Genomic DNA, 23,735 nt, shown 5'->3' with positions numbered 1-23,735 from the left:
TGATGGAAAACTGCTTGCGGAGAGAGAGCCAGATTAGGACTTTCGGGCGACCGGAGGATTTTTGATCATATAGTCAACCTCAACCTGTTTGACGAAGATCTCCATGTATTTCTTAAGAATTACAAAATCCATATCAGGATATTTTTTCTGGTAGTGAGTGTAGTCATTGCCAAGAATCCGGATTACGTCAGCAGATTTCGCTAGATCTTCGCTCAAATATTCTGAGATGGAGCCCATGAGTTTTAATTCTGAAACTTTAGAAGAATCATCGTCAAGGACGTTAATTGCGAAATCTTTAATCAGTATTTCAAGAGACGTCCGGAATCCGATAGCAGCGATATCTATTGCGCCATTAAATTCAGCTTGAAGGGATTGATTATATACGTCAATGAATCGAGGAGAAAATTTAGAAATACTTTCATTCTGAAATTTCTCGTATGTGACGGAGGGGTAGATAAAAACATTCTTGGCTACACCGGAATCATCGTCTTTGTGGAATGAGCCAAACATGAAAGCCTTATTACATGCAGTGCAAGTTCCGACAGCAGTTAATAAGTATCCATCCTCTACATAGGAATAATGAGAGTCTCTAAGTTGAGCATCCGTTCCTATTCCGCAATAGGGACAAGTGGCCGGCTTCTCGTAGTCAAAAGAAAAGCCATCATAAAAATAATTTGCCGGTTTACTTATGAAGTTCATTTTGTACCTCCCAATAGGGAGATTTTACAACAACAGAAAGGAGGACCACAATGCCAAAACTAAAGCCGTCAGAGACAGACATAGAGAACCGAAGGACTAAAAGCATCATACGCAAGTATCAGGAGCGGGAAGGGCTTAGCGATCCAGAGCTGGCCAAGAGGTTAGGGATCGGAGGATCGACCCTCTACCGCCGTATGAGGGACCCGTCTTTTATGACCCTTAGAGAGATCCGCATCTTGAGCAAGGGACTGGATGACCACGACAGATTGGAGTTGATAGGAGGGGCTAAATGAAGAGGAGGTTGCACAACACTATCTTGCGCTCGATCACCGCTTTAGCGGCGGCGGCTTTCGTGATCGGGGCGATGCTTTTAGACAGTGAGAGCCTGATCCCCGCCGCTATGGTGATGGGCGGGATTGTATGGCTGACACTTTTTTACTATGCACAAGAGAGGTAAAAGCGATGGAAAAGAAATTTGAGCTGACCTCTGACACAAAAGACACAGAGTTTAGACAGCTTTATCGGATCAAAGCATTAATCGACTTTGGCGACGTAAAAGCCGGTGACTTGGGCGGATTTGTTGAAAAAGAAGAGAATTTAAGTCATAGCGACGATGCTTGGGTGTCCAGCAATGCTCAGGTGTACGGCAATGCTCGGGTGTCCAGCAATGCTCGGGTGTACGGCAATGCTCGGGTGTACGGCAATGCTCGGGTGTCCAGCGATGCTCTGGTGTCCGGCAATGCTCTGGTGTCCAGCGATGCTCGGGTGTACGGCAATGCTTGGGTGTGCGGTGATGCTTGGGTGTCCAGCAATGCTCAGGTGTACGGCAATGCTCGGGTGTCCGGTGATGCTCGGGTGTACGGCAATGCTCAGGTGTACGGCAATGCTCGGATGTACGGCAATGCTTGGGTGTACGGCAATGCTCAGGTGTACGGCAATGCTCGGATGTACGGCAATGCTTGGGTGTACGGCAATGCTCAGGTGTACGGCAATGCTCGGGTGTACGGCAATGCTTGGGTGTGCGGCAATGCTCGGGTGACGTTTTGGTACGGAGAAGATTTTGAACTTAAAGACACAGACAACTTTATCTTCAAAAACTCCTGGTCGAGCCTCAGAGATTTTTTTTACAACCCAAAAACAAAAATGTGGTCAGTTGGGTGCTTTTTAGGTACGTCGGAGGAGCTGATTAAAAAAGCATACGCCGACTCTGAGGAGTCCGGACGAATGTATAAAAAGTACGTAAAATTCGCGGAGGCGTTAGCCACAGAAGAGGAGGCAAAAAGATGAGAAAAGTAAGGATACTTGATGTGCTAAAGACTGTCGCCCTTTGGGCTGGAGCAGTCGGATTGATGGCCGCAGTTTTATGGATGGCATGAAAAGAGGAATCAGGCCATTAGCGCTGATTCCTCAGAAGCATTACAAACGAAATGAGACAAAAATGACCGACATTTTAGACTACATCCCCTTCGGCTCAAAAAATGCCGTCGGCAGGACATATCTTGTCGCCGCTACAGGGATTGATGACCGGACGATTCGAGAGATGATTCGCAAGGCAAGCACACCGGAGCATCCGGTGGTAAGCAATTCAAAGGGCTATTTCCAGCCCAGCTACCAAGATTTTGATGTGGTGCAAAGCTACTACCGACAAGAAAGCGCACGGCGGCGATCTGTCTGGAAGAATTGCGAGACGATCCGGGCCTGGCTTGACGCACACAGAGACGAGGAGTTGGCGCAGATGAGCATAGAGGACTGCATGGGAGGTTGACGTGGCGGAGAGAAAATTCTACTGGATCAAGCTTAAAAAGGACTTCATGGACAGCGATGCTGTCGATTTCCTGATGAGCCAAAAAGACGGGGCAAATTATGTCGTGCTGTATCAGATGCTGTGCCTTATGACGGTTGAAACCGGCGGCAAGCTTCAGCGGACGCTAAACGAAATCATAGTCCCATACGATGTTGAGAAGATCCAGAGAGATACAAAGTATTTCGAGATCGACACAGTACGTGCGGCGATAGCCCTTTTTAGCCGCCTCGGCCTTGTTTACAAGGATGAGAACGGCTGCCTTTCAATCGCTGGATACGATTGCATAGTCGGGAGTGAGCGCGGTTCCGCTGAGAGGATGCGGAGGTTAAGAGCAAAAAATGCAGCAATCAAGACACTACTGCCAGCGTCACAATGTGACGAATTAAGTGACATAGATAAAGAGATAGATAAAGAGATAGATAAAGAGATAGATAAAGAGATAGATAAAGAGATAGATAAAGAGATAGATAAAGAGATAGATAAAAGAGAAAGCGGCAAGCGCTTTCTTGTCGACTACCAGGAGGTAGCCGACCTGTATAACCGCCTTTGCCCGTCTTTAAGTCGTGTAACTGCTTTGTCGGATGCCCGCAAGAAAGCGATCAAGGCCAGGCTCAAGAAGTACAGCCTTGATGATCTAAGCAGAGCTTTCGCAATGGCCGAAGAGTCCGACTTCCTCAAGGGAGCGAATAGCCGAGACTGGTCGGCTAACTTTGACTGGATCCTCAAGGACGCAAACTTGGCAAAGATCCTTGATGGCAACTACGCCAACCGGGGGAAGAGCCAAACGGGAAGAGACAGCCCAGGGGATCATGTAGACGACTACCTGCTCGGAGTGATTAACGGGGAGATAAAGTTATGACACGAGAGGAAGTTGCAAAGCTGATCTACGTCGTTAAGGCCACCTATCCACGTGTCTTTGCCAGATACACGGATGCCGAGACGCGAAACATGATCATTGCCTGGCATATGGTCTTGGAGCATTACAACTACGCCGAGGCGTCGCAGGGGCTTAAGGTCTGCTTGACAAACGACACCTCCGGTTTCCCACCCTCTCCCGGGCAAGTGATTGACGGGATCCAAAAAGCCAAGAAGCCGGCGGAAAGCGACATGACGGAGCTAGAAGCCTGGGCTCTGGTGAGAAAGGCGATAGGTCGAGCCGGATACTACAGCGAGGAGGAATTCGACAAACTCCCACCACTGGTTAGAAAGGCAGTTGGAGCTCCGGGGAATCTCAGGGAGTGGGCCATGATGGATGCTGACACAGTGGAGAGTGTGGGACAGTCTCACTTTATCCGAAACTTCAGGACCGTGGCGGCCCGAGTGCGGGAAGAGGCAAAGCTCCCGGAAAACCTGAGGCCTTATACGCAAGCAATCGCCGAGAGCCTGTCAGGGGATGCTTCACGGGCGATAGAGACGACAAATGAGCCTGAGGGAGAGCTTGCCACAGTGGAGCAGATCACAGAGCATATGCGAACCTTCCGAAAGCTCCATTCGGGAATTGCGGAGGCTTAGAGGAATAACGATGATCGGGACGACAAAAAAGATTGTAGCCTGGCTGATGGATCAAGATCCATGCAAGCGGTTTGAGATCAAAGAGCACAGAAGCAAAAGGTCGCTTAGTGCAAACGCATATTTTCATGTCCTGGTCGGGAAAATTGCAGATGTGGAAAGGGTAAGCGCAAACCATGTGAAGAATTCCCTGATCCGTGATTGCATGTACTACCAGTACGACAAGGACAAGATACCGACCTTTGAGACAAAGGCGGAAAATCTGGAGTCCATGCTTGATGCAGAAGGAATCCATGTTTATCCGCTGGGAGAGTCGTACCGAGACGGATGCGCCTACTCAAAGTTTTGCTTTTTGCGAGGTTCTCACACCTACGACACAAGGGAGATGAGCCACTTGATCGAGCTTACAGTGGCACAGGCAAAGGATAGCGGAGTAGAGACGCTGACGCCTAGAGAACTTAAGGAGATGATGGAGAGATATGACAGGAACTGGAAAAAGCATCATCCCGCAGAAGAAGAGTGAATGCTTCATTTGTGGCAGGCTGGCAGATCACACGCACCATATGTGGCATGGATCCAGTAACAGGAGATTAGCTGATGAGGACGGTTTGACAGTAAGGCTCTGTGAGGAGTGCCACCGGCTCCTACATGACCAAGGAAGATATGATATCTTGCTCCAACAGATCGCGGAAGCACATTGGTTGCTTTATTACGGAGCAACAATTGAGGATTTTATACGGCGCTATGGGAAAAACTTGCTGTGAAGAAGTAAACCATGAAGGCAGAGAGAAAAACAGAATGACACAAGAACAGACCGCAAAATTTCGACGGATGAATGATCGCCTGGAAGAGCTTGGAAATCTGAATGTGAGAATTGCAAGGTTGGCGTTTTTCGTGAATGAGAATGAGATCAACGAGGAAACGAAGATATCCATGCAGGCGCAACTATGCGCAATGAGGAAGTATCGGGTAGTGCTGCAAATGAGAATTGAAAAAGGACAGTTCTAAGAGAGGAGCGCAAGAGTGAACAAGCTGATACTGATGGGGAGATTGACCAGGGATCCGGAGATAAGATACGGAGGCCCTAATAACACATGCATTGCCCGATTTTCTCTGGCTGTCGACCGGAGGTACAAGCGTGAGGATGGCCCAGCGGCGGACTTCTTTAACTGCACGGCATTTGGTCGGACCGGGGAATTTATCGAGAAGTACCTGCAAAAGGGGACCAAGGTCGTCTTAGACGGCGAAATGCAGAATAACAATTATCAGAACCGGGACGGACAAATGGTCTATGGCTTCCAGGTGATAGTGAACAACATCGAGTTCGCGGAGTCCAAGAAGGCAGCAGAGGAGAGGCAGGAAGAGAGCACGAGGCAGCAGGATATAGGGGCTGATGGATTTGCTCCTGTTCCGGACGAGATGCAAGAGGAGCTTCCATTCAACTGAATGAAGAGAAAAGAGGGTAAATATGATATTCAAAAATACGATAAGCATTAGCATAGAGCACCTTTTCCCGCATCCTGGGAACCCGAGAAAGGATCTCGGGGATCTGGCAGAGTTGACAGATTCCATCAAGAAGAATGGCCTGATGCAGAACTTGACTGTTATGCCAAAAGAAGGGGATAAGGGGAATTTCACAATTCTGATCGGTCACCGGAGATGCGCGGCGGCCAGACTTGCCGGCGTGAAGATGGTCCCATGCAGGATTGTAGAGGGCCTGTCAGAGCGGGAGCAAGTGTCAATCATGCTAGAGGAAAACATGCAGCGCAATGACCTGACCATTTGGGAGCAGGCCAATGGCTTCCAGATGATGCTTGACCTGGGGGAGACGGAGGCGAGCATTGCCGAAAAGACCGGTTTCAGCCGACCGACCATCAAGCACCGCCTGGAGATAGCTAAGCTTGACTCCAAGGCCCTAAAAGCGAAGGAACAGGAGGAAGGATTTCAACTGTCGCTCATGGATCTCTACCAGCTGGAGAAGATCAAAGACGTAAAGAAGCGCAACCAGATTTTAGAGGAAGCGGAAAACTCGAATGCTTTAGCGTTTGCGGTTATACGGGAGCAAAGAAAGGAAAAGGCGCAAGAGACTCTGCAAATCTTGACGGATAAGCTCAAAGAGCATGGCATGCAGAAGGCGCCAGAGGGCGCGGAGAGAGAAATCTACTCTGATAAGTGGGAGACGATTCTCAGTTTCGATCTTGATAGTGATGTCAAGAGGTTTGAAATCCCAGAAAAAACAGAAGACGTTTTTTACTTGGAGCAATATGGACGGCTTTATCTTATACGCAAGGCCAAGAAGCAAAAGAGGGAGAAGACCGCATGGGATTTACGTCAGGAAAAGCTGCGGAAGAACGGGAAGAAGATCAAAGAAATCATGCGGTAAGCGGCTGATAAGCGAAGTCTCTTCATCAAGCACATCATATCAGAAGACATTAAGGGTCCAAAAGACACGGTGGAAATCGAAAGAGAGTTGTTTGATCAGATCCTCGGTTGGTATAGTCTGGTCGGGGAGAATACACTTGTGAGCTTTTTCTCTGGGAAGGAGAGTTGGAATATCACAGAAGAGGATCGCGCAGATACGGCAGAGACAATCAAAAATTTAAGTATGCTGGAAAAAATGATGTGTGTTGTAGAAGCGGACGCGAGAGCTGCGAATCTGATGATGAGTGATGGCAAATATAAGGCAGATACAGGGAAGAAGGTACACGCATTTTATTTCGTACTTGAGAGGTATGGCTATAAGATGAGCGACGAGGAAAGAGAGGTTGTCTGCGGTACGAGCGATCTATATGAGAGGCGGGAGGATGATGCGAAAAAGTGATTGTTGCCATCCTGACGGCCAAGAGACTTGGGTGAAGTGGTGGCACCGGTATAATGCGGCCGACCGGATCACAAAGGTGGATATGCTGGCAAAGGTCGAAGGGGTTTCCTATGGTCGGTATATGGTGATGCTTACTTGTGGACAGGTGACCAGGGAGGAGTCCTTGGAGAAAGCAAAGACAAAGTATAAAAAGAACAGGAAATTGATAAGCGTGAAGCAGCAGGATGAGGAGGCAGCAGTTGACGCCTAAAGAGTATCTTCTCACAATTCGATATCTGTCAATGCGAATCTCGATGAAAAAGAAAGAGCTTGAAAGGTTGAACGAGGAGATCGGTTATATCTCTGGTATGGATTACTCATCAGAACCAGTAAGGTCTTCTCCAAATGGAGATACTTTAGAGAGGCAAATTGTCAGGGTGGCAGATCTTGAAGCGGAGATCGCAGAAGACATAGCCGATACAGCGCGTCACAGGGCAAAAATTATAGATGAGATTATGAGCTTGGGGAATACAGATTATGTTCAGATTCTCTGTATGAGATATGTTGACATGCTCTCTCTGAGTGATGTGGCACGAAAGCTAAATTATTCTCTTGACTGGGTAAAGCATTTGCATGGTCGTGCATTGTATGAATTCGGAAAGTCTGTGCTGAAAGACGACACCAAAAAACACCTTTGACCGGTGTAAGATGATAACGTGGAAATCGAAAGAGAACCACTCACATAATTACTGGCCCATATACAATAGTTTTTCTTTGAATTCCTCTGATGCGTATATCCCCTCGAATCTGGGCCAGTATGATTGCGATAAGAGATTCATGAGGCAGCAGGGCACAGCCATTGCCTAAATGTCGAATGAAAGAGGAGTGTCAAATTTAGTTTGGCGGGCGCGTGGGCAGAGACCTGCGAAGTCAGCGGTGGGGCTGCAATATACGAGTGAAAGGATGTCAGGGATGGCGTCCTTTTTTAGTGCATTAGGTAAGAAGGCGGGGCGATATGGCTCATGGGTATGCAAAGGGGTTCTATGCCAGTAAAGCCTGGCATGAGTGCAGGGATAGTTACATCAAGCATAGGTGGGGGATTGACGGAGGCTTGTGTGAAGAGTGCCATGAGGCAGCAGGATTTCTTGTCCATCACCGAAGGCATATCTCTCCTAAGACGATCAATGATCCTTCGGTGACCTTGGACTGGAAGAATCTTGAGTACGTCTGCAAGGATTGTCATGACAGACTCCATCAATATTGCGGAAGACAGATGGAGCGTCGAAGGAAAATTTCTTTTGATGATTCTGGTGATCCAAGGGTACTCCCCCCATAAATCGGGTTGGCGTTGGAAAACACCGCACCGGTGCCGAAGGTTTCTTTTACTGACTGGTAAAAATTAGACACCCCCTTACTTTCAAGGAGAATCAATGAAAAATGGCAAAAACAGAAAAAGAGAAAAGGATCGCAAAAGAGATCCGTGCAATGAAAGCAAAATACAAAGAAATATCCGGAGCGCATGGCCTAGTCGCTGAGCGGATGATAGAAAAGGCTGCTTATCAAAAAGTGACGCTTGATGACTTGGAGGCGGATCTTGATGAAAATGGATGGACCGAAGGCTTCCGCCAGTCAGCCAGTCTTGAGCCCTACGAAAGAAAGAGACCGAGCGCCGACATCTATATCAGCTTGTCCGCACAGTATCAGCGGACAATGAAACAACTTGACGCGATGCTGCCAGCAGTTGAATCACGAGCCACCGATGATGAACTGATGGCTTTTTTAAGTGACTGATTTAGAAAAGTATGGAACAGCTGTCCTTGATGGAAAGGTTGCAGCGTGCGAGAAGTTAAAACGAGAGTATGAAAGGCTCTTAGAGGATCTCCATCATCAAGACAGGTGGCACTTTGATGATGACCGTGCACATCGGCCAATCGAATTTATTGAGCAATTTTGCAAACAATCTCAAGGGCAGGCAGGACATTTTCTGAAACTTGAACTCTACCAGAAGGCAATGCTGCAGGCGGCATATGGATTTTTGGATGACAACGATCACCGGCGATATCAAGAAGTATTGAATATTGTCGGTCGAAAAAACGGGAAAACAACGCTTCTTTCGGCGATTCAGCTTTACATGCTTATCGCTGACAAAGAGGGCGCCCCCGAATGTTATCAAATCGCTACCGCAAGAGACCAGGCGATGAAGGGATTCACGGAATGTGTCAACATGGTGCGTCAGTCAAAGACGATTGCGAAGCATGTGCGGAAACGTCAAAGCGATCTATATTGCGATGTGAACATGGGATTTATAAAGCCCCTGGCAAGCAACACCAACAGTCTGGACGGATTGAATGGCCACTGCATCGTAATCGACGAGCTGGCGGCGATTAAGAATCGTGACGTCTACGATTTGATGAAGCAGTCGATGTCCTCCAGATCTCAGCCGATGCTCTGGTGCATCACGACAAGCGGATTTGTTAGAGAATCAATTTTCGATAGTCAGTACGAGTATGCAAAGGGGGTGATTGAAGGGACGATCAAAGACGAGCGCTTTCTGCCGATCATATATGAGCTGGACAAAAGGGATGAGTGGAATCAGCCCGGAAAATGGGTCAAGGCTAATCCAGGGCTAGGCACAATCAAGAGTAAGGAATTCCTTGAGGGATGCGTGGGAAAAGGGAAGTCTGATGACACCTTCCTTCCGACCGTCTTAGTCAAGGATTTCAACTTGAAAGAGAATGCCGATGCCGCATGGTTATCTTGGGACGAGCTGGCCAATGACGAGAAGATCCCGGAAGAAATAAATTTCAAATATGCAATCGGTGGAATGGATGCTGCCGATAGCATTGACTTGAACAGTGCAAAGCTTATAGGCATGCGCCCGGATGATCCTAAAATCTATGTAAAATCCATGTACTGGATTCCACAATCCAAGCTCGACATGACAAAGGACCGGCACCATCCGGACGATGTGCCTTATGACATCTGGGAGAGTAGAGGATTGATCCGAGTAGTGCCAGGGAATAAAGTCCATAAGCGGGTGTTTCTTGACTGGTTTTTAGAAATGCGAGATAAGGAAGACATATGGCCTTTGTATATTGGGTATGATCCTTGGCATATTGATGACAGTCTCTTGTCTCTTTTCTGCCAAGAGTTTGGGAAAAGTACGATGATCCCAATCCGCCAGGGGGCCGTAACCTTATCTCAACCGATGAAGGATCTTAAGGCAGACTTTCAGGCCGGAAACATCGTGTATGACGCAAATCCTATCGATCGATGGTGCTTTGCGAATACTTACGTCAAATCGGATGTAAACGGGAATATCCAGCCGAACAAGGGACGATCACAGACCAAGAGGATTGACGGGACAGCATCTCTTCTGGATGCCTATACAGTTCTTTTAGACAAAAGGGAAGATTACTTATCTTTGATTTGAGGTGAAAATGGGAATTATATCAAAAATCAAAAGTATGTTTGCGGCGAAGCAAGTGTCTGGCGTGGAGCTGATGCAACAGGTTGGAAACAATTATATCAGCTGGTCAGGAAAGATCTATGACGCAGATATCGTGAGGAGCTGCATACGGCCAAAAGTGAAAGCAATCGGGAAACTTCTGGCAAAACATATAAGAGAAACCGTGTTTGAGGATGGACACAAGGAAATGACTGTCAATCCATCAAATGCGGTTAAATTTTTGCTTGAAGAGCCAAATTCGCTTATGACAGGGCAGATGCTGCAGGAGAAGATGGCGACTCAGTTGATTTTGAATGCGAACGCTTTTGCGCTAATCATTCGGGATGAATACGGTAGCCCAATTGAGATCTATCCCATTATCGGGAGAACAGTCAAGGCAATTTATGACAAGAACGGTCAACTTTTGCTGGAATTCCAGATGATGAACAATAAGGCCTACACCTTTCCATACGAGGATATCATCCATCTAAGGCAGGATTTCAACGAGAACGACATCTTCGGAACACCGATTGCACCTGCGCTCACGCCATTGCTTGATGTCGTCACGACGATGGATCAAGGGGTGATGAATGCGATCAAGAACAGCTCTGTGATTCGCTGGCTTTTGAGCTTCACGAACAGCATGCGGCCGGAGGATTTAAAAACGCAGGCAAAGGATTTTGCAGACAATTTTCTGGCCACATCGAACGGCACAGGCGTTGCAGCGGTTGACGCAAAAGCAGATGCAAAGCAAATCACTCCGACCGACTATGTGCCAAACGCCCTGCAGATGGACCGGACAACAAAAAGGATCTTTGATCTTTTTAATACGAATGCAGAGATCGTGTCATCGAAATTCTCAGAGGGACAGTACAATGCTTATTTCGACGCAGAGGTCGAGCCGGTTTTAATCCAGCTTGGCGGGGAATACACGAGGAAATTGTTCACACGCCGGGAGCGGTCTTTTGGGAACAAAATTGTTTTCGAAGCAAGTGCCTGGGATTCTGCGTCAATTTCCACAAAACTCAGCTTGGTGTCAATGGTCGACAGGGGGGCGATGACTCCCAATGAATGGAGAGCAGCTCTTAATATGGCTCCGATCCCCGGAGGAGATGTCCCAATTCGACGATTGGACACGCAGACTGTAGGAAATGGAATTTTGGAGAAAGGAGGAGAAGGTGGCGAAGATTGAAATCAAAGGCGCAATTGTTCCGGACGAAGAAGCATGGATTTATGAGTACTTCGGCGAAAAATGCACGAGCCCATCCGCTGTCTTGAGGCAGCTAGAAGAGGCCAGCGGAGAAAAGGTTGATATTGACATTAATTCTGCCGGCGGAAATGTCTTTGCCGCATCAGAAATTTATGCGGCAATTCAGGGCTATAAGGGAGATGTCAAGATCCATGTTGTCGGTCTTGCTGCATCTGCGGCATCAATGATCGCATGCGCCGGGAAATCGGACATCACACGGACAGCTCAGATGATGGTGCACAATGTCAGCGCATACACGGCAGGAGACTACAGAGACATGAATCATGCGTCAGAGGTGCTGAAACAGGCAAATCGTGCGATTGCGGAGGCATATGTGGCCAAGTCCGGCATGAGCGAGAAAGATGCTTTAGACCTGATGGATGCAGAGACATGGATCACTGCACAAGATGCTGTTGATTATGGGTTGATTGATGAAATTGCCGGGGAGAGTTCGAAAGAGATTGAGCCGGTAGCATTGGTTGCGTCTGGAGGAGAGTTGATTCAGGCGTCTGTGATCCGGAAGATGCAGGAACGGAAAGAAAATCTTTTAGCGTATTTTGCAAAGGAGGAGAGATGAACTTAGCAGAAAAGACAAAGCAGATTGCCAAGCTGAAAGCAGAAGGCGCAGAGCTTGCAAGAGCGGGAAAGTTGGAGGAGGCAGAAGCTAAGAAAGCGGAGATTAATCAGATTGAGTCCGCTTTTGAAGCGGAGAAGACGGCGCATGCCGAGGAAATGGCGCTTGAGAAGGGAACTGATGTGAACGCAAGATTCAAGGAGGAAAGAAAGTTGGGAGAAGAAAACAAGACTATTGGAGCAGTTGCAGACGTAGCAAGTGTTGAGTATAAGAACGCTTTTTTGAAGCAGATTTCAGGGAGAGCTGATCAGATGACCGCTCTGGAGAACACCGCATTCACTCACACGACGCAGAACACGCCGGCACCGCTTCCCACAACCATGTTAAATGAAATCTGGGACCTTGTGTCTAAGACGCACACGATTGTGGGCGATGTGACCACATACCGCACCGGCACGATCCTTGAAGTCGTGAAGCATACTGCAATTGTAAAGGGAGCCGGAACAAAGCAGGCAAAGACCGCAGAAGGGACTGCACCTGTAGACGATGAGCAGAACACCATTGTTAAGGTGACCCTGTCCGGGAATGACTTTGTGAAGGCGATTGAGCTGTCTTATGCGGAGGCGGAGATGAGTATCGATGCTTTAGAGGCTTATCTTGTAAGCGAGATCGCCTCTAGTATCGGAGACGCAATCGCAAATGATATGGTCGCAACCATTAAGGCAGGCGTGAACGCCGGGAACAAGAAGACGACAGCGGCAGTAGGCAAAGCAACTTATGAAGAGATCTGCGGTGCTTTTGCATCTCTGCAGAAGGCCAAGACTCCTGCGGTGTACTGCACAAGAGCGACGCTGTATAACCGTCTTGCAACCCTGACGGATGGCGATGGCCGTCTGATCTTCCAGCCCAATGCGACAGAGGGAATCCAGGGCTATCTTTTGGGTGCCCCCATTAAGATCGAGGATAGCGTTGCAGACAACGAGCTTCTGATCGGAGACCCAAAGCAGGTTGTGAACAACGTCGTTTCCGACATCATGGTCGAGACCGACAAGGACATCAAGGCACACAAGTATATCTATTCCGGCTACGAGAGAAGCGAGTGCGCTCTGATCAATGACAAATCCTTTGCTGTTTTGACTGTGAAGACCGCATAAGGAGGGCTTGATGGCTGAGATTAGCGCAGAATTGATTAACTCAGCCAAAGGATGGCTGAGAATCGGATCAAGAGATGAGGAGATCAGGCAGGTCGTGGAGGCCTGCCTGATGGACTTGTTGATTGGTGGAGTTGTAAAAGTGGATCCAGAAGACCCGTTGATTCAGCAGGCGTTGAAACTATACTTGAAATCCCAGTTTGGGTATGACAGTAATGCGGAGACCTTTGGACAGGCCTATGAGCATCTTAAGGCTGCTCTTGCACTCTGCGGAGATTATAACCGGAGGTGAGCATGGAGAGAATTGCAGATGTAATTCTAATTTCCATCAAGTATAGACTTGATGGAATCGGGCAGCAGATCCCTGGCGAAGAAGTGAGGAGGAGCGTCATTGGAACGCTTCACGGCATCTCAAGGCAGGAGTGGGCATCCGTAGCGCAGGCCGGGTTAAATCCGCAAGGCATGGTGTTTCTGAGAGATGAGGCTGACTACAAGAAAGAGAGTTTTTTGGAAATTGAGGGGGAGAAATATTTCATATATCGCACCTATCCGACCGAAGACGGAGGTATAGAGCTTTACTACAGAGAGGTGACTGGAGTTGCAAGATGAAATCGTCCGCATCGATCAGCTAAGTGATGTGGTCAATAGAGCGCTTGATGACATGAAGTTGGAAGTCATAAAGAAAGTGAACGAGGCCGCAAAAGAAGCTGCTGATTATGGCGCGAAAGAACTCAAGGAGACATCCCCTGTACGGACGGATGGATTTGATCGCAGATACCCGCCTGGCTCTTACGCAAAAAGTTGGAAGGTAAAAGTCGATGAGAATGCAGTTGGAATTGTGAATTATGAAGTCCACAATTCCAAGCATTATCAGCTGACGCATCTTCTGGAGTTTGGACATGTAATTGCAAAGACGGGGAGGCGGTCGAAAACTTTCCCGCATATAGCCAAAGTAAATCATGAGGCATCAAGGAGATTTGCTGATGCGGTCGAGGAGATGAGATTATGAAGTATGAGACCATCACTCAAATACTAAAGGAGTCTAAGATCCCTTTTGCATACTATCAATTCAAGGATCCGCCAAAATCTGAAAAATACATCGCGTATTTTGAAACTGAAAAAGTGCAGTTTTATGCCGATAACACGGTCTATGACTGGACGCCGTCTTTTGCGGTCGAACTTTACACGAAGGTAAAGGACTTAGAAGCGGAAAAAATCCTGATCGATCTTTTCTGTAAGTATGAGATCCCCTGGTCTGGCGGTGCCTCCAATTGGATTGACACAGAAAAGATGTTTCAGACTGTTTTTTATTGTTAGGAGGAAAAATGGGAACAGAGAAAAATAAGGTAACCTATGGACTAAGGAATGTCATCGTTTGGCCGATCACATCGACAAGTGATGACGGAGTCCCGACTTATGGAGAAAAGTTTAAGATCCCCGGAGCCGTCAATTTGGCGCTGAAGGCAGAGGGATCAACCGACTCATTTTATGCAGACAATGCCACGTATGTCAGTACTGTGACGAACAACGGATATAGTGGCGATCTGACCATTGCTGACGTCCCGGAGGATTTTCGGGTCAAGATTCTAAAGGAGATCAAGGACAAGAATGGAGTGATCTTTGAGAGCTCAGAAGCAAAGCCGGCAGAGTTTGCGATGGCTTGCGAGTTCGAGGGAGACATCAACCAGCGGCGACATGTTTTCTACCGTTGCCTTGCAACTCGTCCGGACATTTCCTCAGAGACGATTGAAGAAAAGAAGAAGTACAATGAGGCAAAGCTTTCATTCTCCGCAAAGCCCAGGCTTGACACAAGGATTGTGAAGGCGAGTGCTGAACAGGGTGATGCCGGCTACAACTCTTTATATGGAGAAAAACCTTATGAAAAGGACTCCACTGTAACTCCCGGGCATTGACGATATAAGTGCGACAGGATAACCTGCCGCACTTGTTTTTTTAAGTGAGGTAAGCATGGTAAAAACTTTAAAAATCGGAGACAGAGAGGTGGCATTTTCAACCGCTTTTGCGTGGACTTTTGTTTATAAGGCACAGTTCGGGACGGATCCGTCAAAGATCATGATTCCGACAATCATTAAGGCTTTTAGTGCCAAGGATGACACGGAGCGGACCGCGGTATTTTTCGAAGATCTTGGTGTAATCTGTATCGCTCAGATTGCTTGGGCGATGGCAAGGCTCTGTGATGACTCGATCCCTGACTTTGTGGCATGGATCACTGAGTTGGGAGACGATTTCTGCGTCATGGATATCATGGAGGAGCTGATTCCGGAAACAGTAGAGTCATTTTTCACATCAAAAAACTCCCGGACTCCGTCCCTGAAGGAACTCAAAAAGGCGACGGAGTGACGATTAACACGATTCTCGCCGCAGGTGTGGCAAGAGGATTGAGCATGAATGATGCAAAGCTAATGACGATGGGCATGTGGGTTGATTATATTGTCGAGTGGAATTCGCTTAATGGAGAATGCAAGACGGAAGATCGGGTTGCAGTTCAAGCCGATTTTGATGCTTTTTAGGAGGTGAAAAATGTCTGGAACAATCAAAGGCATCACAATCCAGCTTGGCGGAGACACGACAAGACTGTCTGATGCCCTCTCGAAAGCCCAGAAGTCGATCAAAGGCACACAGAGATCGCTAAGCGATGTCAATAAGGCTCTAAAGCTAAACCCCGGGAATGTCGATTTGCTGAAAGAAAAGCAGAAACTTTTAGCCGATCGGATTCAAGCGACAAAGACAAAGCTTGATGCCTTGAAGCAGGCGCAGGAAAAGCTGGATGCAAAAGGAGTTGATAAAAACAGCCAGGAATATCGCAAACTCGAACGAGAGATCGCAATAACTAAGACTTCCTTGACGGCTCTAACCAAAGAAGCGAAGCGATTTGGGTCTTCCGGAGCGCAGAGTCTAAAAGCTTTAAGTGCTCGCATGAAATCCTTTGGAGCCAAAATCACATCGGTAGGGAAGAGCATTTCGACACATGTGACAGCACCGATTGTCGGGATCGGAGTTGCGGCCGGAGCCGCATGGAAGGAAGTTGAAGAAGGCGCGGATAGCGTCAAGACCAAGACGGGGGCAACTGGCGAGGCCCTAGAGGACATGGAAAACCGGATGAGGTCAATCGCAAGTTCTGTACCGACTGACTTTAAGACTGCAGGAGATGCAATTGGAGAGGTAAACACTCGCTTTGGCTTGACCGGACAGGCTCTCGAAGATTTATCTGCCAAATATGTAAAATTTGCAAAAATAAACGGCGAAGATGTCACACAGGCAGTTGACTCTTCGCAGGCGGCTATGGCGGCATTCAACATTCCGGCAGAGCAGGCAGGTGATTTCTTAGACATGCTGACTAAGCAGAGCCAAGATACGGGGATTTCCGTCACAAGCTTGTCACAAAGCATGACGCAGCTAGGCCCGTCTTTGCAGGAAATAGGGTTATCTGCATCAGACTCCGCAACTCTTTTAGCAAGCCTAGATAAAAACGGAATAGACGCATCAACGGCAATGACTGGAATGAAGGCCGTGCTTAAAAATGCAGCGAAGGAAGGGAAACCGGCCACAAAAATGCTTGAGGAGCTTGATGCCAAGATGAAATCAGGAGCAAGCTCTACAGACAAGATGAAAGCTGCCACAGAAATCTTTGGTGCAAAAGCCGGGCCACAGCTAGCCAAAGCCATGATGGAAGGCAAGCTGAGTCTCGATGCAATGGGAAAAAGCCTACAGGACTACGCAGGGGCGACTGAGGGAACCTTTGATCGGACTGTCAAGCCGGTAGATCGCATGAAGATTGCGATGAACAGCTTAAAATCGACCGGTGCACAACTATTCGAGACGGTCCAGACGATGGCAACACCGATCATCGAAAAGTTGGTTGCCGGCATGCAAAAACTGAATGAGTGGTTCCAGAAATTGTCACCAGGGCAGCAGGAGATGATCGTAAAAATCGGTCTCATTGTTGCGGCGATAGGGCCACTCGTTTTCATCATCGGAAAGGTCATTTCTCTTGTCGGCGCAGTTGCTGGAGCTCTCCCTGCGATTGGTGCTGCTATTGGCGTACTAACCGGCCCTATCGGTTGGATTGTGCTTGCGATTAGCGGAGCAGTTGCTGCGGGGGTATTACTCTATAAAAACTGGGACAAGATCAAAGCAAAAGCAAAAGAACTTGGCGAAAATATCCAGAAAAAATGGGGAGAGATCAAGCAGAAAACACATGAAGCTTGGGAAGGAATTAAAAACGGCGTACAGGAAAAATGGAATGCCTTAAAGGATCATGTGGCTAACAGCCCCATTGGGCAAGTAGTCGGAGCTGCGTGGGAGGCTGCAAAGGCAACCATGACACAGCACTTATCCGCGATGCGGCAAGCCTATGATGAGCACGGCGGCGGACTGCAAGGAGCTGTCGCCGCTACAATGGAAGGCGTCAAAGGGCATTTTATGACAGGCTATGACTTTCTTAACAACATCACAGGAGGAAAGCTCGGAGAGATGGTCGGAAATGCCCGTGGACGCTTTGATGAAATGGCAGCATCCGCGCGAGAGAAGATGGGATCCATCAGAGATTCTATCGGCGAGAAACTGTCCGGAGGTGTGCAAAATGGGCTCGCAAGATTAGGCGAATTTGCCGCAGGAGCTGGCGACAAGATGGGAAAAGCAAAAGAGTTTTTTCGATCTGGACTTGATGCGATCAAAGGCTTTTGGGCAGGGCTGCACTTGGAATTTCCAAAGATCAAGCTACCTCACTTTACCGTCTCGGGTGGGCTGGATCTAAGCAAATTTCCACCGGAGTTGCCGCATATCGGGATCGACTGGTACGATCGAGGTGGCATTTTTTCTGGACCGCAGATTATCGGAGTTGGAGAGAAGCGACCTGAGTTTGTGGGTGCGCTTGACGACCTCCGAAAGATCGTCCGGGAAGAATCCGGAGGCGGTGAGGTTCTTCTACAGATCGCCGGACTCCTCTCAAAATTGCTAGCCCAAAATGCGGAGCGTGGCAGGATTTTAGAATCCATGTTGTCAAGTGGACCAACGTATCAGGTAGTTGTTGATGGGATCACACTTAACGACACGGCGCAGATGGACAGCCGTATCACAGATTTTGTCGCGGAAATGCTCAGAAAGGGGAGGATGTACTAATGGCAACAATAGCAGATGGAACATATATCCTCGTCAACGGGGCCAATCCAGACCTTGTATTGGACTGTGCGGGAGATACGACCTTAAACGGGGCGAACATCCAAGTCTGGCCAGCCAACGGCACCGATGCGCAATTTGTCACTGTGTGGACGATGCAAGACGGGAGTAGGCGGCTTATGATGTCAAAATCCGGGAAAGCCTTGGGCTTGCTGGACGAAAATATCACGACCGCAAGGACCATCCAACAGAGGGATCCCACGGGAAAAGCCTCGCAGGCGTATAAGATAGACCCGGTAGATGGTAAGCAGATTACAATTGCTGGCAGGCAGTATCAGGCCTATAAGATCAGGTCTTACAGCAAACCGACTCTTTTGATCGAGTGCGTAGGCACAGGGACGCCCTCTGCAGGCGGTGACATCGGCCTATCCACGGATGAGGGTACGGCCCTAGATCAGATGTGGGCCTTTGTGCCTGCGGATCCGGTCCCGCAAGGAACATACACCATACGGTCAGCCTTAGATCCTAAGATTGTCGTTGGGATCGCCTGGGAAAGCACAGCAAACGGCGCGCGTGCTATGGTATCGGCCTACAACGGGCGCAATCATCAGGTTTACTGGGTCAGGGATTACGCGGCCAACGGCTACAGCCATATCATCCCTACACACTCTTTTAAGTATCTGGACGCTGTCGGAGATGATCGGGTTGGCAAGTCAACTCCGGTCGATCAGTGGTCGCTTGAGGATGTCAGAGAGCATCATTCACCGGAGCAGGATATGCGCTGGCTGATCGTCCCGGCCGGCTTAGCTAAATTTAACGGCGTGCTTGTGCCGACTTATGAAATCCATAACACTGCCGCCAACGGGGAGACACTTTGCCTTGATGTTATTGGTGGAAACATTAAACAGGAAACAAATCTGCAGCTATATCCAAAAAATAACAGCTTAGCTCAGCGATGGATTTTTGAGCGAGCGGACATGCTTGCGGCAGATATGTCAATGCCTGCAGATCTGCAGATCAAGGGGACGTACTGGATCTCAGTAAAGGGGTCTGAAAACTTTTATCCGGAGTGGAGAGGCGAAGGGACGACTTATCAGGCCAGATATAGAGTGAGGATACAAGCCCCTGATAAGTCTATCTCGGCATGGAGTTCTTACCGATCTTTACGAGACGGATCCGCTTCTAACTCCGGATGGGGCCTCTCCGGAGAGCCGAACATCACGACTGCCGACACAGCCTTGAAAAAAAGCCCCTCATCTATCGGAGTAACCTTGGATAATACCACATGCGACTATGCGGAGGTTGAGTTACAAGTCCGCAGATACGAAAAGGACTATATGGATAAAAGCGGGCTAAATGCTCATGGTGCGGCAGCTTCTAAGCTTTTTAAATTTGTATGGAGGGCAGCCTTGACCATACGATCCGTGTCCTGGTCAGTCGAGGGTCTTTCTGTGGCATATGAGAGTGACTATAAGCATGGTGGGAATCGCATAAAAATTAAGGCATCCGTGAGTGGCAAGCCTTTGTGCTCTTATACAGCATCCGGTCAGCCAAGGATGGGGCAGGTCACAATCCCAAATTCTAAACTGAATTTTATCCCGCAAGATGGGGCTGCGATTGATCTTTATATGCAGATCGTCACAAATGCCGGAGCCGAGACTTCCGTCACAAAAAAGATGACCTTGTCAGCTGCCACGAATGCGGGGCTTTCTGTCGTCGGATCCTTGGCAAAAATCGGGAATCACTACATCGGATCCACCAAAACGCAGGAGATCACCGAGTGTTATCTCCTTTTTGGAGACCGTATGGAACCTTGCGATCGGCTGACTGACCAGGGAGCAGATACAAGATTCCTCATCGCTCCACCGATCGGAGTGGATTGGCGAGTCTGCTTTTTAGCAAAAAACGGCTCTAAATGGGGCGCGTATACCACAGTAAATCAGGCCAAGGTCACCTGTGACTGGTATCTCTGGACGTATAAAAAGAAAGGCGAGGCTTACGAGTGCGCTTTAGGTCTTGCTAAAGATGAGGCTCCATCTGTAAGCGACATCTTACAGGCACAAATCGCCTCTGCAGTGACCACAGGTCGAAAGTATCCGATCTACCGCTTTGGTGCATCCGAAAAGCAAGAAAAGACAGTATCCGGAATTTACTTGAATGCTCATGTAGAGCATTCGACTCGCGAGGACTTCTTGGCTTTGGCAGATGCGCATCATGTGATCTATCGCTCTCCTTATGGAGAGTGGGAGAAAGTCGCGATCGCCTCCGTAGATCTTAGCCATACAGCAAGAGGTCACGAGCATGGATCCGTAAGTGTAAAGATGGGGGTTGAGAGCATATGATTGACTGGAAAGATCCAAGAGTGGAGCATGCGTGGGAGTTTTTACAAGTAGATCCGCATGATCTCAACTCCATCCGGGGAGAGTTAACAGGAGTAGTCCTTGAGGACTGCTCCTTATCTTTTGGCCATGAGACAGAGACAAGGGCGAGTGCAAAAATTAAGGTTGTTGAAAGTGACTATATCGAGGACAGCTGGATTCGGATCGTAGACACGATTCCAGGGACAGATTATAAATCTGAAATCGGCACTTTTGTGGTATCAGGCATCACTGGTGACTCTGTAAGTGCAGGTTTACACTCGATCGAGTACGAACTCCAATCCGTCCTTTGGACGCTGAAAGAGGACTTTTGCGGCAATCATTGGACGATCGGGAAAGGCGCTTATGCTTTAACTGCTCTTGAGTCGGTGGCAAAAGTCTGTGAAAAAACTTTTAGAGCAAAGGCAGGAGCGCTCAACTATAGATACGGATCCTCGAAAGCTTATGACTTGGGGGAGTCTTATCTTAGCATCATGAAAGACATCTGCACGGTGTCAAGGAATTATTTGTCCGTCGACGGCCACGGGCGCATCACAGCCGAGCCTTATATCGCTCCTGCATCCAGGGGTGTGCGCTGGGAACTTGATGCGACATCGGAGCGGTCTATGATCCTTGATGATGGTATCGAGCGGAGTACGACTCTTTATGACATGGAGAGCCGGGCGATCGTGATCTATAGCGGTGACAATCGGGAGATTGTAGCACAAGCAGACGTGCGTCCATCATCCAGAGCCTCCCTCCAGAGGAGGGGGTACACAAGGGCAAAAGTATATAGCATCAGCGACTTACAGCCACAGACGCAAGCGGCTGCACAAGATTTAGCCGATAGCTATGCGGCAAACAACGGCTATACCATCAGCTACACAATGACCACGATGTACTTCCCTTGCTCCTGTGGGGAGATCGTCATGTATACAGATTTAGACGGCATCCGGCGAAAATGCATGATAAAAAATATCGACTCGATCAGCTTATCGAGCCTGACGCAAAAGCTAACGCTTAAGGAGGTGTGATGGACAGATTAGACATGGCAAAAATTTTTGCCGAGCAACAGGCAGAGCCAAAAGAAACAGCGACGACGACTACCGTGACAGCACTGGCTACGTCAGACAGCGTTGACGGGACTGTCTACATCGATATGGGCGGCGTGACGATCAGCGGGGACGATTCCCAGAGCGTGCCGATCGCCACAACCGTGGCCGTCAAAAAGGGCGATACCGTGCGCGTGGAGCTCTTGGGAGCCGACGGCAAGGCAAAAACGCCTACAGTGACGGGAGTTGTCGGCGGCGGCGACCGGACACAGAAGGCAGTGACGGAGGCTAAAGACGACGCAGGCAAGGCCAAGGACACCGCCAAGCAGGCATCTGATAAGGCGAGTCAGGCACAGTCAGCGGCTGATGGAGCTAAGCAGACAGCGGCAGAAGCAAAGGAGGAGACAAAAATGCTTAAAAATCTGATCAGAGAGACAGAAGAAGGAATTACCCTTGGAAAGTCGGAGGATGGATTGACATACTCGACTCCATATGTGGCATTGGATGCAAGCGGATCCTATAAGATCAAAGACACAAGTAACACTACCTTGATGCAGTTGAGCGGGAACGCGCTTGTTTTTGACGGAAAGGCCGTGCGGATAGGACAGAGTTCTGGCGCACACTTGGAGATGTACAATGCACACGATTATTTAGACGGAGAAATGAAGAGTGTTTCCAACGCAACTCTTGTGTCGAATGGATCGAGCTCACTAATTGTGACTAACGGCGAACACGCTGTCGCGATCGAAGCGCATTCTGCAAATGACGAGGCTGAAATTATAGCAAAAAGAATCAATTTCAGAGATTTGAGCGATCCAATTAATACATCTGTCGGAGGAACCGTCGAGGAGTGGAAAGAGGCTTTTGAAGGCGGGCGAAACGCCAAAAATTTAGAAGCTAAGATTAAGGACGAATTCCGGGAAATCCTTGGATCTGTGCTCGCATCAATCTCAGACTTAAAAGCAAAGACAGATGACACAAAGGATTATGTGATGGATCAGTACTTTAGCCCAGAGCGCACAACCTGGAGCTGGCGCAAGTGGAAAAGCGGCCTCTGCGAGATGTGGGTGATTGCTGGGGTCGACTCCACCTCTGGATGGAGCAAAGTTGGGAGTGCTGAGATCTGGTCATACAGAGAGTACTTTCATCTGCCGATCAAGCTGATCGCCTTAGAGGATGTGCATCTTGATACCGATCGGGACGGCTGGGTTACATCAAGTTCCGAGGATCCAAACCTTGACAGCTTAGGCCGTGTGTACTTTACCCTCTACCAGCCGACGGGCAGTGATGGCCTGGATAAGTCGCATACCGTGAGGATTTACGTGAGGGGGCGGTACAAGTGATAGAGCCAGCAATTTTAGTAGCCCTTGCATCCCTGATTGGGACCGTGGTTTTTGGGATCCTTACGGCGGTGCATAACAACGGGGGTGATGTGCGGGAAGAGATCGAGAAGGCGAGGCTGGAAGCGGCAAGAGGAGCCAAGATTGAAACCGCACTGCAAAACATCCAAAAAGATACAACAGAAATTAAGGAAGACCAGAAGGCCTTCCGGAGCACAGTCGCAGATATAAGCAATCGACTGCTCACCGTCGAGCAGTCTGCAAAATCGGCGCACCATCGAATTGATGAGATTGTCCATAAGGACAGAAGAGAGGAGAAAGAAAATGACAATGCTTAAGAGTGCGGTATTTAACCCCAGCGTTGACACAGTTGCGTGGGTAAAGGCGGCGGCAGTGCGTGCGGTAAAGACCGCTGCACAGACCGCTATCGCTACGATCGGCACATCTGCGGTTATGGGTCAGGTCAACTGGATTATGGTTGGGTCCGCCAGTGTACTTGCCGGACTTGTATCTATCTTAACTTCTATTGCCGGTATTCCGGAGGTAGACAGCGCAGGAGCATATAAGCCTGGTGATGAGACAGATCAGGCAAATGTACAGGGATAAGGAGGAC

The 23,735-nt window shown here is 48.6% G+C and carries 33 protein-coding genes; 32 read left to right on the top strand and 1 reads right to left on the bottom strand.

All coding sequences use genetic code 11. The features are described from left to right. Positions 1-33: 33 nt before the first annotated feature. Positions 34-699, bottom strand: a complete 666-nt coding sequence (locus GCWU000342_RS09930; protein WP_006906055.1) for a DUF4145 domain-containing protein — start codon at positions 697-699, stop codon at positions 34-36. A gap of 50 nt (positions 700-749) precedes the next feature. Here GCWU000342_RS09930 and GCWU000342_RS04275 point away from each other — a divergent pair, with 50 nt between their 5' ends. The 32 genes from GCWU000342_RS04275 (at position 750) to GCWU000342_RS04130 (ending at position 23,728) form a co-directional block, all read left to right on the top strand. After that, positions 750-992 carry a transcriptional regulator gene (locus GCWU000342_RS04275; protein WP_006906054.1) on the top strand — a complete coding sequence of 81 codons (243 nt, stop codon included), beginning with the start codon at positions 750-752 and terminating at the stop codon, positions 990-992. After that, entirely contained in the window at positions 989-1,156 is a 168-nt protein-coding gene (locus tag GCWU000342_RS10440) for a hypothetical protein (protein WP_006906053.1), read from the top strand. Before GCWU000342_RS04275 ends, GCWU000342_RS10440 begins: the two co-directional genes overlap by 4 nt. Positions 1,157-1,161: 5 nt before the next feature. Then, positions 1,162-1,986, top strand: a complete 825-nt coding sequence (locus GCWU000342_RS04270; RefSeq protein ID WP_006906052.1) for an LbetaH domain-containing protein — start codon at positions 1,162-1,164, stop codon at positions 1,984-1,986. A gap of 151 nt (positions 1,987-2,137) precedes the next feature. Next, positions 2,138-2,464, top strand: a complete 327-nt coding sequence (locus GCWU000342_RS04265) for a hypothetical protein (protein ID WP_045000296.1) — start codon at positions 2,138-2,140, stop codon at positions 2,462-2,464. 1 nt (position 2,465) lies between these two features. After that, on the top strand, positions 2,466-3,362 hold the full coding sequence (locus GCWU000342_RS04260) for a phage replisome organizer N-terminal domain-containing protein (protein ID WP_006906050.1): 897 nt from the start codon (positions 2,466-2,468) through the stop codon (positions 3,360-3,362). Continuing rightward, positions 3,359-4,015, top strand: a complete 657-nt coding sequence (locus GCWU000342_RS04255) for a replicative helicase loader/inhibitor (protein ID WP_006906049.1) — start codon at positions 3,359-3,361, stop codon at positions 4,013-4,015. Before GCWU000342_RS04260 ends, GCWU000342_RS04255 begins: the two co-directional genes overlap by 4 nt. Further along, a complete protein-coding gene (locus GCWU000342_RS04250) occupies positions 3,924-4,535 on the top strand; it encodes a hypothetical protein (protein WP_156784480.1) in 612 nt (203 codons plus the stop codon). Before GCWU000342_RS04255 ends, GCWU000342_RS04250 begins: the two co-directional genes overlap by 92 nt. Then, positions 4,492-4,776 carry a DUF968 domain-containing protein gene (locus GCWU000342_RS11080; protein ID WP_456299935.1) on the top strand — a complete coding sequence of 95 codons (285 nt, stop codon included), beginning with the start codon at positions 4,492-4,494 and terminating at the stop codon, positions 4,774-4,776. The genes GCWU000342_RS04250 and GCWU000342_RS11080 overlap by 44 nt, the downstream gene beginning before the upstream one ends. 34 nt (positions 4,777-4,810) lie before the next feature. Next, positions 4,811-5,020 carry a crAss001_48 related protein gene (locus GCWU000342_RS10435; RefSeq protein WP_156784479.1) on the top strand — a complete coding sequence of 70 codons (210 nt, stop codon included), beginning with the start codon at positions 4,811-4,813 and terminating at the stop codon, positions 5,018-5,020. Between the two features lie 15 nt (positions 5,021-5,035). Continuing rightward, entirely contained in the window at positions 5,036-5,458 is a 423-nt protein-coding gene (locus GCWU000342_RS04240) for a single-stranded DNA-binding protein (protein WP_006906046.1), read from the top strand. 22 nt (positions 5,459-5,480) lie between these two features. Continuing rightward, positions 5,481-6,395: a ParB/RepB/Spo0J family partition protein gene (locus tag GCWU000342_RS04235; RefSeq protein ID WP_006906045.1), complete on the top strand. Its 915-nt coding sequence runs from the start codon at positions 5,481-5,483 to the stop codon at positions 6,393-6,395. Positions 6,396-6,464: 69 nt separating this feature from the next. Next, entirely contained in the window at positions 6,465-6,833 is a 369-nt protein-coding gene (locus GCWU000342_RS04230; RefSeq protein WP_006906044.1) for a hypothetical protein, read from the top strand. Between the two features lie 31 nt (positions 6,834-6,864). Next, positions 6,865-7,083: a hypothetical protein gene (locus tag GCWU000342_RS04225; RefSeq protein WP_045000291.1), complete on the top strand. Its 219-nt coding sequence runs from the start codon at positions 6,865-6,867 to the stop codon at positions 7,081-7,083. Beyond that, positions 7,073-7,510 carry a sigma factor-like helix-turn-helix DNA-binding protein gene (locus tag GCWU000342_RS04220; protein ID WP_045000289.1) on the top strand — a complete coding sequence of 146 codons (438 nt, stop codon included), beginning with the start codon at positions 7,073-7,075 and terminating at the stop codon, positions 7,508-7,510. The genes GCWU000342_RS04225 and GCWU000342_RS04220 overlap by 11 nt, the downstream gene beginning before the upstream one ends. A gap of 739 nt (positions 7,511-8,249) precedes the next feature. Beyond that, positions 8,250-8,603 carry a hypothetical protein gene (locus GCWU000342_RS04210; RefSeq protein ID WP_006906040.1) on the top strand — a complete coding sequence of 118 codons (354 nt, stop codon included), beginning with the start codon at positions 8,250-8,252 and terminating at the stop codon, positions 8,601-8,603. Then, positions 8,596-10,245 carry a terminase large subunit gene (locus GCWU000342_RS04205; protein WP_006906039.1) on the top strand — a complete coding sequence of 550 codons (1,650 nt, stop codon included), beginning with the start codon at positions 8,596-8,598 and terminating at the stop codon, positions 10,243-10,245. The genes GCWU000342_RS04210 and GCWU000342_RS04205 overlap by 8 nt, the downstream gene beginning before the upstream one ends. Before the next feature lie 7 nt (positions 10,246-10,252). Next, complete coding sequence (locus GCWU000342_RS04200; protein ID WP_006906038.1) at positions 10,253-11,452, top strand: phage portal protein; 1,200 nt, start codon at positions 10,253-10,255, stop codon at positions 11,450-11,452. Further along, a complete protein-coding gene (locus GCWU000342_RS04195) occupies positions 11,439-12,086 on the top strand; it encodes a head maturation protease, ClpP-related (RefSeq protein ID WP_049921534.1) in 648 nt (215 codons plus the stop codon). The genes GCWU000342_RS04200 and GCWU000342_RS04195 overlap by 14 nt, the downstream gene beginning before the upstream one ends. Continuing rightward, positions 12,083-13,237: a phage major capsid protein gene (locus GCWU000342_RS04190; protein ID WP_006906036.1), complete on the top strand. Its 1,155-nt coding sequence runs from the start codon at positions 12,083-12,085 to the stop codon at positions 13,235-13,237. The genes GCWU000342_RS04195 and GCWU000342_RS04190 overlap by 4 nt, the downstream gene beginning before the upstream one ends. 10 nt (positions 13,238-13,247) lie before the next feature. Continuing rightward, positions 13,248-13,526 carry a hypothetical protein gene (locus GCWU000342_RS04185; protein ID WP_006906035.1) on the top strand — a complete coding sequence of 93 codons (279 nt, stop codon included), beginning with the start codon at positions 13,248-13,250 and terminating at the stop codon, positions 13,524-13,526. 2 nt (positions 13,527-13,528) lie between these two features. Then, the gene (locus GCWU000342_RS04180) at positions 13,529-13,843 is read left to right on the top strand and encodes a hypothetical protein (protein ID WP_006906034.1); all 315 of its coding nucleotides are present in this window, start codon (positions 13,529-13,531) and stop codon (positions 13,841-13,843) included. Continuing rightward, positions 13,833-14,243 carry an HK97 gp10 family phage protein gene (locus tag GCWU000342_RS09925; RefSeq protein WP_006906033.1) on the top strand — a complete coding sequence of 137 codons (411 nt, stop codon included), beginning with the start codon at positions 13,833-13,835 and terminating at the stop codon, positions 14,241-14,243. The genes GCWU000342_RS04180 and GCWU000342_RS09925 overlap by 11 nt, the downstream gene beginning before the upstream one ends. After that, entirely contained in the window at positions 14,240-14,551 is a 312-nt protein-coding gene (locus tag GCWU000342_RS04170) for a hypothetical protein (protein ID WP_006906032.1), read from the top strand. The genes GCWU000342_RS09925 and GCWU000342_RS04170 overlap by 4 nt, the downstream gene beginning before the upstream one ends. An 8-nt stretch (positions 14,552-14,559) precedes the next feature. Next, positions 14,560-15,147 carry a major tail protein gene (locus GCWU000342_RS04165; protein WP_006906031.1) on the top strand — a complete coding sequence of 196 codons (588 nt, stop codon included), beginning with the start codon at positions 14,560-14,562 and terminating at the stop codon, positions 15,145-15,147. A 55-nt stretch (positions 15,148-15,202) separates the two neighbouring features. After that, positions 15,203-15,595, top strand: a complete 393-nt coding sequence (locus tag GCWU000342_RS04160; protein ID WP_006906030.1) for a hypothetical protein — start codon at positions 15,203-15,205, stop codon at positions 15,593-15,595. Positions 15,596-15,639: 44 nt separating this feature from the next. Continuing rightward, complete coding sequence (locus tag GCWU000342_RS10840) at positions 15,640-15,765, top strand: hypothetical protein (RefSeq protein ID WP_278081234.1); 126 nt, start codon at positions 15,640-15,642, stop codon at positions 15,763-15,765. Positions 15,766-15,775: 10 nt separating this feature from the next. After that, on the top strand, positions 15,776-18,376 hold the full coding sequence (locus GCWU000342_RS09920; RefSeq protein WP_006906028.1) for a phage tail tape measure protein: 2,601 nt from the start codon (positions 15,776-15,778) through the stop codon (positions 18,374-18,376). Further along, positions 18,376-20,715, top strand: a complete 2,340-nt coding sequence (locus GCWU000342_RS04150; RefSeq protein WP_006906027.1) for an RICIN domain-containing protein — start codon at positions 18,376-18,378, stop codon at positions 20,713-20,715. Before GCWU000342_RS09920 ends, GCWU000342_RS04150 begins: the two co-directional genes overlap by 1 nt. Beyond that, positions 20,712-21,764, top strand: a complete 1,053-nt coding sequence (locus GCWU000342_RS04145; RefSeq protein ID WP_006906026.1) for a hypothetical protein — start codon at positions 20,712-20,714, stop codon at positions 21,762-21,764. The genes GCWU000342_RS04150 and GCWU000342_RS04145 overlap by 4 nt, the downstream gene beginning before the upstream one ends. Next, positions 21,764-23,125 carry a hypothetical protein gene (locus GCWU000342_RS04140; RefSeq protein ID WP_006906025.1) on the top strand — a complete coding sequence of 454 codons (1,362 nt, stop codon included), beginning with the start codon at positions 21,764-21,766 and terminating at the stop codon, positions 23,123-23,125. Before GCWU000342_RS04145 ends, GCWU000342_RS04140 begins: the two co-directional genes overlap by 1 nt. Further along, on the top strand, positions 23,122-23,460 hold the full coding sequence (locus GCWU000342_RS04135) for a hypothetical protein (RefSeq protein ID WP_006906024.1): 339 nt from the start codon (positions 23,122-23,124) through the stop codon (positions 23,458-23,460). The genes GCWU000342_RS04140 and GCWU000342_RS04135 overlap by 4 nt, the downstream gene beginning before the upstream one ends. Further along, complete coding sequence (locus tag GCWU000342_RS04130; RefSeq protein ID WP_330360267.1) at positions 23,447-23,728, top strand: holin; 282 nt, start codon at positions 23,447-23,449, stop codon at positions 23,726-23,728. The genes GCWU000342_RS04135 and GCWU000342_RS04130 overlap by 14 nt, the downstream gene beginning before the upstream one ends. Positions 23,729-23,735: the final 7 nt, after the last annotated feature.

It is taken from the genome of Shuttleworthella satelles DSM 14600, assembly GCF_000160115.1.
Taxonomy (GTDB): Bacteria; Bacillota; Clostridia; order Lachnospirales; family Lachnospiraceae; genus Shuttleworthia; species Shuttleworthia satelles.
This window is presented reverse-complemented; position numbering and strand designations above follow the sequence as displayed.